Origin of the sequence: Cellulomonas algicola (assembly GCF_003851725.1) — a bacterium.
In the GTDB taxonomy this organism is placed as follows: domain Bacteria; phylum Actinomycetota; class Actinomycetes; order Actinomycetales; family Cellulomonadaceae; genus Cellulomonas; species Cellulomonas algicola.
Genome location: NZ_BHYL01000315.1, coordinates 1 through 14,112, shown reverse-complemented (window position 1 = coordinate 14,112; position 14,112 = coordinate 1). Strand labels below are relative to the sequence as shown.

At 74.0% G+C, this 14,112-nt stretch carries 14 protein-coding genes and 4 tRNA genes; 5 read left to right on the top strand and 13 right to left on the bottom strand.

Annotated features, from left to right (window positions below; all coding sequences use genetic code 11):
• Nucleotides 1-58 precede the first annotated feature (58 nt).
• The 8 genes from pdxS to CTKZ_RS17520 form a co-directional block, all read right to left on the bottom strand.
• Nucleotides 59-982 (bottom strand): pyridoxal 5'-phosphate synthase lyase subunit PdxS, encoded by a 924-nt coding sequence (gene pdxS, locus CTKZ_RS17555; protein ID WP_124344150.1) that lies wholly within the window; start codon nucleotides 980-982, stop codon nucleotides 59-61.
• Between the two features lie 123 nt (nucleotides 983-1,105).
• Nucleotides 1,106-1,801, bottom strand: a complete 696-nt coding sequence (locus CTKZ_RS17550) for a hypothetical protein (protein WP_124344149.1) — start codon at nucleotides 1,799-1,801, stop codon at nucleotides 1,106-1,108.
• Nucleotides 1,798-3,027 (bottom strand): glycosyltransferase family 4 protein, encoded by a 1,230-nt coding sequence (locus CTKZ_RS17545; RefSeq protein ID WP_124344148.1) that lies wholly within the window; start codon nucleotides 3,025-3,027, stop codon nucleotides 1,798-1,800. Before CTKZ_RS17545 ends, CTKZ_RS17550 begins: the two co-directional genes overlap by 4 nt.
• Nucleotides 3,024-3,986 carry a phosphatidylinositol mannoside acyltransferase gene (locus CTKZ_RS17540; protein ID WP_124344147.1) on the bottom strand — a complete coding sequence of 321 codons (963 nt, stop codon included), beginning with the start codon at nucleotides 3,984-3,986 and terminating at the stop codon, nucleotides 3,024-3,026. Before CTKZ_RS17540 ends, CTKZ_RS17545 begins: the two co-directional genes overlap by 4 nt.
• Nucleotides 3,983-4,594, bottom strand: coding sequence for a phosphatidylinositol phosphate synthase (gene pgsA / locus CTKZ_RS17535; protein WP_124344146.1), 612 nt, complete (start codon nucleotides 4,592-4,594; stop codon nucleotides 3,983-3,985). The genes CTKZ_RS17540 and pgsA overlap by 4 nt, the downstream gene beginning before the upstream one ends.
• 7 nt (nucleotides 4,595-4,601) lie before the next feature.
• On the bottom strand, nucleotides 4,602-5,249 hold the full coding sequence (locus CTKZ_RS17530) for an HIT family protein (protein WP_235843540.1): 648 nt from the start codon (nucleotides 5,247-5,249) through the stop codon (nucleotides 4,602-4,604).
• Between the two features lie 3 nt (nucleotides 5,250-5,252).
• Nucleotides 5,253-7,265 carry a threonine--tRNA ligase gene (gene thrS / locus CTKZ_RS17525; protein WP_124344145.1) on the bottom strand — a complete coding sequence of 671 codons (2,013 nt, stop codon included), beginning with the start codon at nucleotides 7,263-7,265 and terminating at the stop codon, nucleotides 5,253-5,255.
• 253 nt (nucleotides 7,266-7,518) lie between these two features.
• Nucleotides 7,519-7,593: transfer RNA gene (locus CTKZ_RS17520), tRNA-Val, on the bottom strand.
• Nucleotides 7,594-7,842: 249 nt separating this feature from the next.
• Between CTKZ_RS17520 and CTKZ_RS17515 the strand changes: the two genes are divergently transcribed.
• The gene (locus CTKZ_RS17515) at nucleotides 7,843-8,271 is read left to right on the top strand and encodes an SsgA family sporulation/cell division regulator (RefSeq protein ID WP_124344144.1); all 429 of its coding nucleotides are present in this window, start codon (nucleotides 7,843-7,845) and stop codon (nucleotides 8,269-8,271) included.
• Nucleotides 8,272-8,418: 147 nt separating this feature from the next.
• On the opposite strand, the gene CTKZ_RS17510 is transcribed toward CTKZ_RS17515, so the two are convergent.
• Both CTKZ_RS17510 and CTKZ_RS17505 read right to left on the bottom strand, forming a co-directional pair.
• Nucleotides 8,419-9,279, bottom strand: coding sequence for an aminotransferase class IV (locus CTKZ_RS17510; RefSeq protein WP_124344143.1), 861 nt, complete (start codon nucleotides 9,277-9,279; stop codon nucleotides 8,419-8,421).
• A gap of 40 nt (nucleotides 9,280-9,319) precedes the next feature.
• A complete protein-coding gene (locus CTKZ_RS17505; protein ID WP_124344142.1) occupies nucleotides 9,320-10,441 on the bottom strand; it encodes a chorismate-binding protein in 1,122 nt (373 codons plus the stop codon).
• Nucleotides 10,442-10,541: 100 nt separating this feature from the next.
• On the opposite strand from CTKZ_RS17505, the gene CTKZ_RS17500 reads away from it, so the two are divergent.
• From CTKZ_RS17500 to CTKZ_RS17490, 3 genes are all read left to right on the top strand, one after another.
• Nucleotides 10,542-10,613: transfer RNA gene (locus CTKZ_RS17500), tRNA-Gly, on the top strand.
• Nucleotides 10,614-10,669: 56 nt separating this feature from the next.
• A tRNA-Cys gene (locus CTKZ_RS17495) sits at nucleotides 10,670-10,740 on the top strand.
• 18 nt (nucleotides 10,741-10,758) lie between these two features.
• Nucleotides 10,759-10,833 (top strand) — tRNA-Val (locus tag CTKZ_RS17490).
• A 111-nt stretch (nucleotides 10,834-10,944) separates the two neighbouring features.
• Here CTKZ_RS17490 and CTKZ_RS21715 read toward each other — a convergent pair.
• The 3 genes from CTKZ_RS21715 to CTKZ_RS17480 all read right to left on the bottom strand — a co-directional run bounded on the left by CTKZ_RS21715 (nucleotide 10,945) and on the right by CTKZ_RS17480 (nucleotide 13,203).
• A complete protein-coding gene (locus tag CTKZ_RS21715) occupies nucleotides 10,945-11,112 on the bottom strand; it encodes a hypothetical protein (RefSeq protein WP_160142931.1) in 168 nt (55 codons plus the stop codon).
• 330 nt (nucleotides 11,113-11,442) lie between these two features.
• Nucleotides 11,443-12,495, bottom strand: coding sequence for a zinc-dependent alcohol dehydrogenase family protein (locus tag CTKZ_RS17485; RefSeq protein ID WP_124344141.1), 1,053 nt, complete (start codon nucleotides 12,493-12,495; stop codon nucleotides 11,443-11,445).
• 135 nt (nucleotides 12,496-12,630) lie between these two features.
• Complete coding sequence (locus tag CTKZ_RS17480) at nucleotides 12,631-13,203, bottom strand: M15 family metallopeptidase (RefSeq protein ID WP_124344140.1); 573 nt, start codon at nucleotides 13,201-13,203, stop codon at nucleotides 12,631-12,633.
• A 196-nt stretch (nucleotides 13,204-13,399) separates the two neighbouring features.
• Here CTKZ_RS17480 and CTKZ_RS17475 point away from each other — a divergent pair.
• Nucleotides 13,400-14,112: coiled-coil domain-containing protein (locus CTKZ_RS17475; protein ID WP_371852391.1), on the top strand; the 713-nt coding region annotated here is incomplete at its 3' end.

The window sequence follows — 14,112 nt, the reverse complement described above, 5'->3', positions numbered from 1 at the left end:
CCGAGGGCCGCGGACGACGTCACGCCGTCCGCGGCCCCGGGTCCGTGCGGGTCGGAGGTCACCAGCCCCGCTCGGCGAGGCGGTGCGGCACCGGCACGTCGTCGACGTTGATGCCGACCATGGCCTCGCCGAGGCCGCGGGAGACCTTCGCGACGACGTCGGGGTCGTCGTAGAACGTCGTCGCCTTGACGATCGCGGCCGCGCGCTCGGCCGGGTTGCCGGACTTGAAGATGCCCGACCCGACGAAGACGCCCTCCGCGCCGAGCTGCATCATCATCGCGGCGTCGGCCGGCGTGGCGATGCCGCCCGCGGTGAACAGGACGACGGGCAGCTTGCCGGCGGTCGCGACCTCCTTGACGAGGTCGAACGGCGCCTGGAGCTCCTTGGCGGCGAGGTACAGCTCGTCCTCGGGCAGCGACGTCAGCCGGCGGATCTCGTCGCGCAGCGTGCGCATGTGGGTCGTCGCGTTCGAGACGTCGCCCGTACCGGCCTCGCCCTTCGAGCGGATCATCGCGGCGCCCTCGGTGATGCGACGCAGCGCCTCGCCCAGGTTGGTCGCCCCGCACACGAACGGGACGGTGAACGCCCACTTGTCGATGTGGTGCGCGTAGTCGGCGGGCGTCAGGACCTCGGACTCGTCGACGTAGTCGACGCCGAGTGACTGCAGCACCTGCGCCTCGACGAAGTGGCCGATGCGCGCCTTCGCCATGACGGGGATGGAGACGGCCTCGATGATGCCGTCGATGAGGTCCGGGTCGCTCATGCGCGCGACGCCGCCCTGCGCACGGATGTCGGCCGGGACGCGCTCGAGCGCCATGACGGCGACGGCACCCGCGTCCTCGGCGATCTTCGCCTGCTCCGCGGTGACGACGTCCATGATCACGCCGCCCTTGAGCATCTCCGCCATGCCGCGCTTGACCCGCGCGGTGCCGACGGTCGGCTCCTGCGTCGTGGTGGTCGGCTGGGTGTTCTCGCTGGTCACGTCGAGCCTCACATGATGTGGTGCGGGTGGAGGGCCGGGCGTCCGCCCGTCCTCCCATCGTAGTCGCTCGCCGAGCGGCTCCCCGGCGCCGTCCATGCTCCGGGCCGCGGTGTGGTGCGTCTCTCAGACCGCGGCGGACGGCCCCTCGACGCCGGGTCCGGTCACCCCGCCGACGCGCCCCTCGGACGCGCGCGCACCGGGCCGCCCCAGCGCCGCCGGCCACTCGTCGTCGAGCTCGAGCGTGCGCGGCGCGGGCGCGTGCCCGGCGAGACGGAAGAGCCGCACGAGCGGACCGCGCCGCGCGCGCAGCGTCTGGGCCACGGCCTCGTTGTGGAACCGCCGCGCGAGCTGCACGCGGTACCAGGCGGACCCGAGGCTGCCGAGCAGCTCGTCCCCGTCCGGGTCGGCACGCAGCGCGGCGACGTCGTCGGGGTCGCCGAGCGCCTCGCGCAGGGTCGCGGACAGCTCGCTCTCGACGCGCCCGCGCGCGTCGGGGTCGCCCGACGACGACGCTGCCTCCTCCGACAGCAGGTCGCGCATCCCCGGCGGCAGCGCGCCGGCGTCGTTCGTCGACGTGCCGGTCGACAGCGACGCCCACGCGGCCTCCGCGACGAGCACCGAGCTCACGGGGTCGAGCTGCCCGGACGTCGCGAGACCCGCGGCGACGGTCGCCCGACGCAGCAGCTGGGCCTCGACGACCGCGCGCGACGCGGCGACCTTGCGGTGCAGGCGGTCGAGCCGCGACGCGGCGACCCACGCCCACCAGAGGCCGAGCGCCACCACCAGGACGACGACGACCGTGACCTCGGACCAGCTCACCGCTCACCCCACGACCGGCGCAGCTCGAGGAGCCGCGCACCCCGCACCGACGACGGGTCCTCGCCGACCGGCGCGTCCCGTCCGGCGACGACCATCTCGTACACCGCGTGCACCTGGTCGGTCACGACCGACCAGTCGTACCGCCGCACCGACGTGCGCGCGGTCTCGACGACGCGGGCGCGCAGGTCCGCGTCCCGCAGCACGCGCACGAGCGTGCGCGCGAGGTCCTCGCTGTCGCCCGTGCGGAACAGGACGCCCGCGGCGCCGTCGTCGAGCACGCGCGAGAATGCACCGAGGTCGCTCGCGACCACCGCCGTGCCCGCGCTCATCGCCTCGACGAGCACGATGCCGAAGCTCTCGCCGCCCGTCTGGGGCGCGCAGTACACGTCGACGGACGCGAGGAGCCGGGCCTTGTCCTCGTCCGAGACCCCGCCGAGGAACTCGACGGCGCCCGCACGGTCGCCCAGCACCTCGCGCGCCTGCTCCGGCCCGGAGTCGCCGCGACCCGCGACCAGGAAGCGTGCGCCCGGCAGCTCGTCGAGCGCGCGTCCCACGGCGCCGAGCAGCACCGGCAGGCCCTTGCGCGACTCGTCGAGCCGGCCCAGGAACGCGACCGTCGGCGCCGACGGCGTGCCCGTCCAGCGCGCGTCCGGACGCGCCTGCGCGAACGCGTCGACGTAGACCCCGTTCGGGATGACGACCGCGTCGCCCCCGAGGTGCTCGACGAGCGTCCGGCGCGCGTCCTCCGACACCGCGATGCGCGCGGAGATCTTCTCGAGCGACTGGCGGACCAGCGGGTACGCGACCTGCATCGAGCGCGAGCGCACCTGCGACGTGTGGAACGTCGCGACGACCGGGCCGTCGGCGATCCACAGCGCGAGCATGCTGAGGCTCGGCGTCACGGGCTCGTGCAGGTGCAGCACGTCGAACTGCCCCGCGGCCAGCCACTTGCGCACGCGCGCGGCGGTCATCGGCCCGAACGTCAGGCGCGCGACCGAGCCGTTGTAGCGGACCGGCACGGCCTTGCCGGCGGCCGTGAGGTACGGCGGGACGGGCGTGTCGTCGTCGGCGGGCGCGAGCACCGAGACCTCGTGCCCACGTGCAAGGAGGGCCTCGGCGAGGTCGCGCACGTGGAACTGCACGCCGCCGGGCACGTCGAACGAGTACGGGCAGACGATCCCGACGCGGAGCCGGCGTCCGTCGCCGCGCCCCCGGCCGAGCCTCACGACCCGCCCTCGGACGCGGCGACCGTCGCCGCGTACCGGGCCGGGTCGAGGTCGTCGACGAACACCCGCTGCAGCATGTGCCAGTCCTGCGGGTACTGCCGGATGCCGTCGGCCAGCGCGTCGACCCACGCCTGCGTCATGACGCGGATCTGCTCGGCCCGGGGCAGGCCCTCGGGCACGGGCACCACCGGGCTGAACTCGATCGTCACGCCCCACGGCGAACCGGCAGCCCGGCGCCGGGCGCCGCGCAGCCGCTCGTAGCGGACGAGGACGGGGAACAGCGGCACACCGGTCGACACCGCGAGCGCCGCCGGCCCGGCAGCGACGCGTGCGCGGTGCCCGAACAGGTCGACCTCGACGCCCTTCGCGGTGAGGTCGCGGTCCGCGAGCAGCGGGATCACGGCGGCGCTGCCGCGTGCGGCGCGGATGAGGTCGCGGAACACGTCGCCGCCGCCGGACAGCGGGATGATCCGCAGCCCGATGCTCTCGCGGAACGCGACGAACTCCTGGAACAGCTCCTCGGGCTCGAGGCGCTCGGCGACCGTCGTCACGGGTGCGAGGTGCCGGGTGGCCCAGGCGCCCGCGAGGTCCCAGTTCCCGACGTGGCCCAGCGCCATGAGGATCGGGCCGTCGGCGTCGAGGTACGGCTGCGCCCGCTCGCGGTGCACGGCGCGCACCCGGGCGTCGACCTGCTCCTGCGAGACGCCGACCAGCGCGAACGCCTCGGTGAAGTAGCGCATGTAGGAGCGCATGCCGGCACGGCTGAGGCGCCGCAGAGCGCGCGCGTCGAGGTCGGGCCGGGCGCGGCCGAGGTTCTTCTCGAGGCGTCGGACCCCGCCGCCGCGACGCAGCCAGGTCACGTCGGCGGCGAGCCGCGCGGCGCCCCGCAGGACGGGGCCGGGCACCTTGCCGGCGTACCGCCACGCGAGCCGGTAGAGACGGGCGATGTCGACGTTCACTCGGTCACCCCGACGGCCTGGCGGTGCACCTTCGCCATCCGCTGCACGACGGTGACCGCCGACGCGACGGCGAGGAGCCCGAGGACGACCGTCAGCACGACGGTCGGTGCTCCGAGCCCGACGGCGGCGGTCGCGACGAGCGCGACGAGCAGGCGGTCCGCGCGCTCCGCGATGCCGCCGGACGCGGACATGCCGAGCCCTTCGGCACGTGCACGGGCGTAGGGCACGACGGAGCCCAGGACGAGGCAGGTGAGCGCGAGCACGGCCGTGACCTCGTCGTCGCCGCGCCCGAAGAACCACAGGACGAGACCGGCGAAGATCGCGCCGTCGCCGAACCGGTCGAGCGTCGAGTCGAGGAACGCGCCCCACGGTCCGGAGCGGCCGGACTGCCGCGCCATGACGCCGTCGAGGGAGTCGGTGAGCGCGAACAGCCCGATGAGCAGCGCGCCGAGGAACAGATGGCCGGTCGGGAAGGCCCACAACGCCGTGACGACGACGACGAGGGTGCCGGCGATCGTCACCGCGTCAGGCGAGACGCCCAGGCGCAGCAGCGCGGACGCGAGGGGCGTGAGGACGCGTTGCATCGCGCCCCGGAGTCGGTTCAGCACGTGCCGGTCATCCCTTCGCGTCCACGTCGGCGCTGGTGCCGCCGGTCTCGGCGCCCGGCCACGCCGCCGCGAGGCGTGCCCGCGTGTCGCCGAGCAGCTCGGGCAGCGCACGGCTGCGTCCGACGATCGGCAGGAAGTTCGAGTCGCCGCCCCAGCGCGGGACGACGTGCTGGTGCAGGTGGGCGGCGATCCCGGCGCCGGCGACGTCGCCCTGGTTCATGCCGAGGTTGAAGCCGTGCGGGCCCGACACCGCACGCAGCACGCGCATCGCCGTCTGCGTGAGCGCGGCGACCTCCACGACCTCGTCGCCGGTGAGGTCCGTGTAGTCGGCGACGTGGCGGTACGGGCACACGAGCACGTGCCCCGAGTTGTAGGGGTACAGGTTCATGACGACGTAGGCGGTCTCGCCGCGCGCGACGACGAGACCGTCCTCGTCGGGCAGCGACGGGATGCGGCAGAAGGGGCACCCGGGGCCGGCGTCGGCGTCGGTCGGCTTGTCCTGCCCGCCGATGTACGCCATGCGGTGAGGCGTCCAGAGCCGCTCGAAGCCGTCCGGGACGCCCGCGAGGTCGCCCGGCCGGTCGGTCCCGGAGGTGCCGGGGCTCGCGACGACGTCGTCGTGCGCGGCCCCGGCACCGGGGTCGGTGGTGCTCACGCGTCAGACCTGCGCGCGCTCGCGCACGGCCGTGACGATCCGCTCGACCGCCTCGGCGACGGGCACGCCGTTGTCCTGACGGCCGTCGCGGTACCGGAACGACACGGCACCCGCGTCGGCGTCCTCGCCACCGGCGATGAGCACGAACGGGATCTTCTGCGTCGACGCGTTGCGGATCTTCTTGCCGAACCGGTCGTCGGAGCGGTCGATCTCCGCGCGGATGCCCTCCGCGCGCAGCTGCGCGACGACCTGCTCGAGGTACGGCTCGAACGGCTCGGCGACCGGCACGGCGAGCACCTGGACGGGCGCGAGCCACGCGGGGAACGCGCCCGCGTAGTGCTCGGTGAGGACCGCGAAGAACCGCTCGATCGACCCGAACAGCGCGCGGTGGATCATGACCGGCCGCTGGCGCGAGCCGTCGGGCGCGGTGTACTCGAGCTCGAACAGCTCGGGCAGGTTGAAGTCGAGCTGGATCGTCGACATCTGCCAGGTCCGCCCGATCGCGTCCTTGGCCTGCACGGAGATCTTCGGGCCGTAGAACGCGGCGCCGCCCGGGTCCGGGACGAGGTCCAGGCCGGACGCCTCGGCGACCTGGCGCAGCGTCTCGGTCGCCTCCTCCCAGACGTCGTCCGACCCGACGAACTTGTCGGGGTTCTTGGTCGACAGCTCGAGGTAGAAGTCGTCGAGGCCGTAGTCCTTGAGCAGGTCGAGGACGAAGGTGAGCAGGCTCGTCAGCTCGTCCTTCATCTGCTCCTTGGTGCAGTAGATGTGGGCGTCGTCCTGCGTGAACCCGCGCGCGCGGGTCATGCCGTGGATCACGCCCGACTTCTCGTACCGGTACACCGTGCCGAACTCGAACAGCCGCAGCGGCAGCTCGCGGTAGGACCGGCCGCGCGAGCGGTAGATGAGGTTGTGCATCGGGCAGTTCATCGGCTTGAGGTAGTAGTTCTGCCCCTGCCGCTTGACGTTCCCCTCCTCGTCGAGCTCCTCGTCGAGGTGCATCGGGGGGTACATGCCGTCGGAGTACCAGTCGAGGTGCCCGGAGAGCTGGAACAGCCGCTCCTTGGTGATGTGCGGGGTATTGACGAACGAGTACCCCGACTCGACGTGCCGCTTGCGCGAGTACGCCTCCATCTCCATGCGGATGAGACCGCCCTTGGGGTGGAACACCGCGAGCCCGGACCCGATCTCGTCGGGGAAGGAGAACAGGTCGAGCTCGTTGCCGAGCCGGCGGTGGTCGCGCCGCTCCGCCTCGGCGACGCGGTCGAGGTACGCCTTGAGCTCGTCCTTGGTGGGCCACGCGGTGCCGTAGACGCGCTGCAGCTGCGGGTTCTTCTCGCTCCCCCGCCAGTACGCGGCCGCGGAGCGGGTGAGCTGGAACCCGTTGCCGAGCGCGCGGGTCGACGGCACGTGCGGGCCGCGGCAGAGGTCCTGCCAGACGACCTGCTCGCTCTCGCGACCGGCGCCGCGCACGTTCTGGTAGATGCTCAGGCCACCGAGGCCGACCTCGACCGACGCACCGTCGGCCGCCGCGGGGTCGCCCTTGAGGCCGATGAGCTCGAGCTTGTAGGGCTCGTCCTTCAGCTCCTCGCGCGCCTCCACCTCCGTCACGTCCCACCGGCGGAAGGTCTGCCCCTCCTTGACGATGCGCCCCATGACCTTCTCGATCGCGCGCAGGTCCTCGGGGGTGAACGGGGTGTCGACGTCGAAGTCGTAGTAGAAGCCGTCGGTCACGGGCGGGCCGATGCCGAGCTTCGCCTTGGGGTTGATCTCCTGGACCGCCTGCGCGAGCACGTGCGCCGCGGAGTGCCGCAGCACGGCGAGCCCCTCGGGGTCGGCCGCGGTCACGCCCTCGACGACGGCGCCGTCGGGCACCGGGAGGTGCAGGTCGCGGAGCTCGCCGTCGACGCGGGCGACGAGCACGTCGCGGCGGTCGGCGAAGAGCTGCGTGCCCGTGGTCCCCGGCTCGGCGGTCGTGGCGGTGCCGTCGACGGTGAGGTGGATGAGCTCGGGCACGGGTGCTGCCTCCTTGGGTGGGTGCCGGCCGGGCGGCGGGCCCCTCGATGCTACCGGCGCGCGACGACGCGACCGGCCGTGATTCCCCTGCGCACGGTCCTGCGCGCGGGGCCGCACGACGTGCCTTCTCGCCGCGGTTGCGGTGGGCCGAACGGGTGAACCTCGCGCGAACGTCCGTGCCGGCGGTGATCCCCCGCGGAGCCTCGGGACGACGAAGGCCCCGACCAGCGGACTCGCCGGTCGGGGCCTTCGGTGGTGGGCGATACTGGGTTCGAACCAGTGACCTCCTCGGTGTGAACGAGGCGCTCTACCACTGAGCCAATCGCCCGTGACCTCGCCCGGGGGCGACGTCGAAGAGGATGCTACCCAACCTGCGGCCAGATTCCGAACCGGCTTCCGGTCCGCGGAGGGCGTCGTGGACGATACCGTTATCGACACGGGGCCACGAAACGGCCGCTCTCGCCGACGAGGGTGATGGCACAGGTCCCTCCGGGTGAACTCGCGGCCGGGACCGGTCCAATCGGGCATCTGTCCTGCCATGATGGGACCTCCAGCCCTAGCGAGACAGGAGGACCCGATGACGCAGTCGTCGTACGACGTCGTCGAGGTCGTCGCCATGCAGCTGATCGGCTCCGACGCGAGCGTGATCCCGGTCAGCGCCGAGCTCTCCTTCCGCACGTCGGACCCGTACACGGTGCGCGCGGTCTTCACCGGACCCCACACCATGTCGACGTGGCTCCTCGGCCGCGAGCTGCTGTCCCTCGGGATGCTCGCCTCGGCCGACGCGCCCGCGGGGACCGGCGACGTGCAGGTGTGGCGCGACGAAGACCCCGACTACACGCTCGTGTCGCTCAACGGGGTCGAGGGCAGCGCCCTGCTCGCCGCGCCGACCGAGCCCATCACCCGCTTCCTCGCCTCGACGGAGGCTCTCGTCCCGCTGGGATCCGAGAGCGCCCGCATGGAGAGCGAGATCACGGCCCTGATCGCAGCGCTGCTCACGGCCTGACCGCAGCACCACCGACCGGTTCCGTCCGCAGGGCGGGGCCGGTCGTCGTGCGTCCGGACGAGCAGCGCACGGGCCTCGCGACGTCGGGTCACCAGCACCCCGGAGCCCGCTGCCGTGCGACTCGGCGGGCGCGCGCGGCCGGCGACCTCACGGGTCGAGGTCGCGCCCCACGTGCTCCTGGAACAGCCGCTGGGCGGCGAGCGACAGCGGTCCCGCGGCCACGTCGACCGCGTCGACGCGCACCGTCGGGGCGATGTTGCGGATCGAGCCGCTGAGCAGCAGGTGGGCGTCGCCCGCGACGACCTCGTCGAGCACCTCGTAGGGCAGCTCGCCGGGCTCGGCCTCGCGGACGGGCATGCCGTCGGCGGCGCCCCACTCGAGCAGCAGCTCGCGCGTGATGCCCGCCAGGCAGCCGCTCGACAGCGGCGGGGTGACGAGCTCGCCGCCGCGCTCGACGAACACGTTCGAGCCCGTGCCCTCGCACAGCTCGCCGACGGTGTTCGCGAGGACCGCCTCGTCGGCGCCCTGCCGGTACGCCTCGGCGAGCGCCACGACGTTCTCCGCGTACGACGTCGTCTTGAGGCCAGCGACGGCCGAGCGCTCGTTGCGCACCCAGGGCACGCGCACGACCCGCGACACCTGCGCGCGCGTGGCCGGACCGGCCAGCACGACGAGCGTCTGCCGCTGCTCCTCGGGGTCGAACCGGTGCGAGCCCAGCGGCCCCGGGCCGCCCGTGAGCGTGATCCGCAGGCGCCCCGCATCGCCGGCGACGGCGAGCACCTTGTCGACGGCCGTGCGCACCTCGTCGAGGTCGGGCTCGCCGAGGCCGAGGCCCAGCGCGGAGCGCCGGAGCCGACGCAGGTGCCGGGTCAGCGCGAACGCCTGCCCCTCGTAGACGGCGCACGTCTCGAAGACGCCGTCGCCGACCGTCAGGCCGTGGTCGACACCGGTGACGAGCGGGTCGGTGGGCTCGCGCAGCGCACCGTCGGACCAGATCACGACGCTCATCGCGCCAGTCTCGCACCCCGCGCGGCAACGGGCGCGCAGGTCACCGCGACGCGAGCGCCACGAGCCGCCGCGCCTTGAGCGCCGTCTCCGCCCACTCGGCGTCCGGGTCGCTCCCCCACGTGATCCCCGCGCCCGTGCCGAACCGCAGCACGCCGTCGCGCCACCAGAACGTCCGGATGCCCACCGCGAGCTCGGCGCGGACGGACCCGTCGTCGCCGACCTCGACCCAGCCGACCGCGCCGCAGTACGGCCCGCGGGGTGCCGCCTCGAGCGCCGTGATGAGGTCGAGCGCGGCCAGCTTGGGCGCACCCGACACCGACCCGGGCGGGTACGTCGCGTCGAGCAGCCCGGCCCACAGGTCGGGAGCGGCCGCCACCACGGGGTCGAGCGTGCCCTGCACGGTCGACACGAGGTGCACGAGGCCCGGGTGCTGCTCCTCGCCGAGGAGCGTCGTCACCTCGACCGTGCCCGGCCGGCACACACGCTGCAGGTCGTTGCGCACGAGGTCGGTGATCATGACGTTCTCGGCCCGGTCCTTCGCGGTGAGGCCGTCGACGGTCACCGCGGTCCCCTTGATGGGCGCCGACGTCACGACGCCGTCCTCGACGCGGAGGAACAGCTCCGGGGACGCGCTCACGACCCACACAGGATCGACGCCGCCGCCGCGGGGCACGTGCACACCACCGGCGAAGGGCGCCGGGTTCCCCTCGGCGAGCACCGCGGCGAGCGCGTGCGCGTCCGGCTCGTCGCCGTCGCCGCCCGCCGCGAGCGGCGCGGACAGCACCCGGCAGAGGTTCGCCTGGTACACCTCCCCCTCGGCCACCGCCGACCGGACGCGCTCGACCGCGCCGCGGTACGCGTCCTCCCCCATCGACGACACCCAGGCGGACGCGTGTGGCCCGCGCCACACCGGCGCGTGCGAGCGCTCGGAACGACGCGACACGTCGGCGAAGCGCCAGGCCCGCACCGCGCCCTCGAACTCCCCCACGACGGCCCACCAGCCCGGCGTCCGCAGGCGTTCCGGCTGGTCACGGACGTCCACGGCCTCGACGACACCCGACGCCTCGACGTCGCCGAACCACGCGGTCCCGGGGCTGACGGAGGGCTGCTCGTGCACCCGCACACGGTAGCGAGGCGGTCGTCCGACCCCACGGATCCGCATGAACACGCGGCTCCGGGAGCCAGTTGGACTCTGGCCGGAAGACTCGGTTAGAGTCTGGGACGCACACGGAACGCCGGTGAGAAACCGGGGGACGTGCAGCGCGGACGTGGCTCAGTGGTAGAGCATCACCTTGCCAAGGTGAGGGTCGCGGGTTCGAATCCCGTCGTCCGCTCGGAGGCAGACACTCCTGATCGACTGGTGCTCAGTCGCTGAGGACTGCGGTCTCAGGGTGGAGTGGCCGAGAGGCGAGGCAGCGGCCTGCAAAGCCGTATACGTGGGTTCGAATCCCATCTCCACCTCGCAGCATGTCCCCCCACGGGCGATTGGCGCAGCGGTAGCGCGCTTCCCTGACACGGAAGAGGTCACTGGTTCGATCCCAGTATCGCCCACCAGCATCACAGCACGACTGAGGGCCGTCACCGGGCAACCGGGGCGGCCCTCAGTCGTGCGTGCGCCCGTCGACGTCGCGGACGGCGTCCGACGACGGAGCACGCCGGGCGGGTTCAGCGCAGCGTGACCGGGAACGGCCCGCCGACCGCGATCCGTGGTGACGGGGAGAGGTCCGGTGCGCCGGCGGCGAGGAGCACGGAGTAGACGTACAGGCCGTACGTGCCGGGCGCCACGTCCTCGTCGCTGTCGGCGGTGGGGCACGTCGCGAACCACTGGGACACCTCAGGCGAAGGCGTCCTGCACGAGGTCCTCGGCGTCCCGGAGGTCACCGGTCAGCAGGTACGCGTACGCGCACAGCGACGCCCGCACTCGCGCGCCACGACGCCCATGACGTCGTCGCTGCGCCGGCGCGCGTCGTCCATGTCGTCCTCTCCGCCGCAGTGGTGCACCACCTTCCACCACCGAGGACGGACCGGGTGGCAGAAACGTTGTGACCGCCCGCCGTCCTGTCGTCAGCGGTGCCGCTCGGGCCGCGCGCCCGACGTCCTGCGGGCGACCGTCGCCGGGCGCCGGGTCCCGTCCGTGCGGGCGCGGTCGAGCGGCAGCGGTCGTCACGCGGTCATCAGGACCTTGAGGGCGTGCGTGTCGGCCGCGCTGCCGAACGTCCGGTAGGCGGAGAGCACGTCGGACAGCGCGAACCGGTGCGTCACGAACGCCTCCACCGGCAGCTTCCCCGCGGCGACGAGGCGCAGCAGCATCGGCAGGGTCGTGGTGTTCACGAGGCCCGTGGTGATCGTGATGTTCCGGATCCACAGGTCCTGGAGCGCGAGCTCGACCGGCCGGCCGTGCACGCCCACGTTGGCGACGTGCCCGCCGGGACGCACCAGCTCGGTGCACATCGTGAACGTCTCCGGGACGCCGACGCACTCGATCGCGACGTCGACGCCCGCTCCGTCGGTGACGCCCATGATCTCGGCCTTCCAGTCCGCCCGGGCGTCGACCGAGAGCGTGGCTCCGAGCTCCTTGGCGACGTCGAGACGGTGCCGGTCGCGGTCGACCGCGACGACCTGCGCCGCGCCGTGCAGCGCGCACGTCGCGACTGCGGCGAGCCCGACCGGTCCCGCGCCCACGACGGCCACCGTGTCGCCGGGCCGGACGTGCCCGTACTGCACGCCGATCTCGAAGCCCGTCGGCAGGATGTCGGACAGCAGGACGGCGAGCTCGTCCGGCACGGACGCCGGCAGGGCGTGCAGCGAGGTGTCGGCGAACGGCACCCGCACGAGCTCCGCCTGGGTGCCGTCGACGAGGTGGCCCAGGACCCATCCGATCCCGGACGCTCCTTCGGGCGCCAGGCAGTGCGACGGGTTCTGGCTCCGGCAGGACGTGCACACGCCGCACCCGCTGATGCACGACACGACGACCCGGTCCCCCACCGCGTGCCGCTGCACACCGCCGCCCACCGCGACGATCGTGCCGACACCCTCGTGGCCCAGGACGCGGCCGTCCGTCACGGCCGGCACGTCGCCCTTGAGGATGTGCAGGTCGGTGCCGCAGATCGTCGTCGCCTCCATGCGCACGACCGCGTCGGTCGGCTCGACCAGGTGCGCGTCCGGGACCTCCTCCCACGCGATCTGGCCCGGACCGTGGAACACGAGCGCCTTCATGGCTCCTCCCCTCCCGACGCGCAGGCACCGTCGCCTGCACCTCTCCAGCGTCGTCCCGCGGGCGACGCGCCGGGCAGGGCCAATGGTCCCCAGGCGCCGCACCCAGGGGCGCGACGGCACGGGAGTCCGTGAGGATCAGCGCGAGTAGACCCAGTGCCACGGCTCGCGCGGCGTGTCCTCCACGAAGCCGTACGTGCCGGCGTTGGCACGCATCCACGCCTGCGCGCGGTCGTCGAGGGCGAGGTCGAGCGCGAGCCCCCAGCCGTGCGGGCTCGTCCCGGGCGCGGCGGCGAGGCCGCCCTGCGAGTAGAGGCCCTTGCGTGCAGCGACGTCGACCTGCGCGTCGTAGGAGCGGTAGGAGTCGGTGATGCCGATCCGCACGCCGTCGCGTGCGGCCGCTGCCGTCAGGTCGCCGAACGCCTGCGCGGCGGGTGCCCAGAGGCGGTGGCCGGTCGAGCCGACGGGCGCGAGCGCGTCGGGCGGGATCCGGCCGTTGCCGTACCGCGCGAGGTCCGCCGGGACGCCGGACGCGTCGCGCGCGGTCGACGTCCCCTGCGTCTGCGACACGGCGGTCTCGAGCGCGGCCGCGAACGTCGCCGCCGTCGGCGAGGCGGTCGTCGTGCGGGGCGCCACCGGTGCGGGCGCGACGGCCTGCAGGCTGCCGCGGATCTCCGCCATGCGCTGGGCGATGCCCATGATCGCGTCCATGGTCCTCCTTCCCCCAGGTCGATCGACCGGAGGCCCGCAGGGTTGAGGGGTGCGACGGGCGAACGTCGCAGCGGTCGCGCGACGAGCAGCCCGGCGCCCGTCGGGCGGCCTCGACGTCCCTGCCGACCGGATGAGGTTCAGCGGCACCCGGGCGCGCCGCCGCCGCGAGGCGCACGACTCCACCTACCGTCGCCCGGTGCCCGATCCGACCGAGGTGCCGTCCGTCGACCGGCGCCGACCGCCCCGCGCGCGCCGCGGCGTCGCCGTCCTCGTGGCGGCCGCGCTGCTGCTCCCGCTGCAGGCCGCGGCCGGTGCGGCCGACGACCTGGACGACCGTCGGCGCTCCGCGCAGGAGCAGGCCGAGGGCGCTCGGCAGCGGACCGACGACCTCCGCGCGTCGGTCGAAGGGCTGTCGGCGGACCTCGCGCGGGCCGTCGCGGAGCTCGCCGAGACGGAGACGCGGCTGCCCGCCGCGCAGGAGCAGCTGCGCGCGGCTCAGGCGACGCTCGACGGCGCGGAGCGTCGCGCGGAGATCCTGGCGGCGCGCCTCGTCGACGCCCGCGAGCAGCAGTCCACGCTGCGCGACGGCCTCGCGCGGACCAGCGCCCGCGACGACGAGGTGCGCGCCGCGATCGGGCAGCTCGCGCGGCAGGCGCAGCGCGGCGGCGCCGGCGCCTCCGGACTGGCGGTCGTGCTCGACGCGGAGGACCTGGACGAGTTCAGCTCGCGGATGCAGGCGCTGGAGACGGCGCAGCGCAGCCAGGACCGGCTGCTCCAGGAGCTGACCGCGCTCGCGGCGGCCACGCGCAACCACGAGGCGCGGCTCGCGGCGGTCGCGGACAGGATCGGCGCGCTGCGGGCCGAGGCCGACGCGGAGGTCGTGCGCGCCGACCGGGCCCGCGCGGACGC

Excerpts from the sequence above, each read along its gene's own strand:
- CTKZ_RS17515 (WP_124344144.1), top strand. The coding sequence starts at position 7,843 with ATGACGCAGTCGTCGTACGACGTCGTCGAGGTCGTCGCCATGCAGCTG.
- CTKZ_RS17510 (WP_124344143.1), bottom strand. The coding sequence starts at position 9,279 with ATGAGCGTCGTGATCTGGTCCGACGGTGCGCTGCGCGAGCCCACCGAC.
- CTKZ_RS17505 (WP_124344142.1), bottom strand. The coding sequence starts at position 10,441 with ATGCGGATCCGTGGGGTCGGACGACCGCCTCGCTACCGTGTGCGGGTG.
- CTKZ_RS17485 (WP_124344141.1), bottom strand. The coding sequence starts at position 12,495 with ATGAAGGCGCTCGTGTTCCACGGTCCGGGCCAGATCGCGTGGGAGGAG.
- CTKZ_RS17480 (WP_124344140.1), bottom strand. The coding sequence starts at position 13,203 with ATGGACGCGATCATGGGCATCGCCCAGCGCATGGCGGAGATCCGCGGC.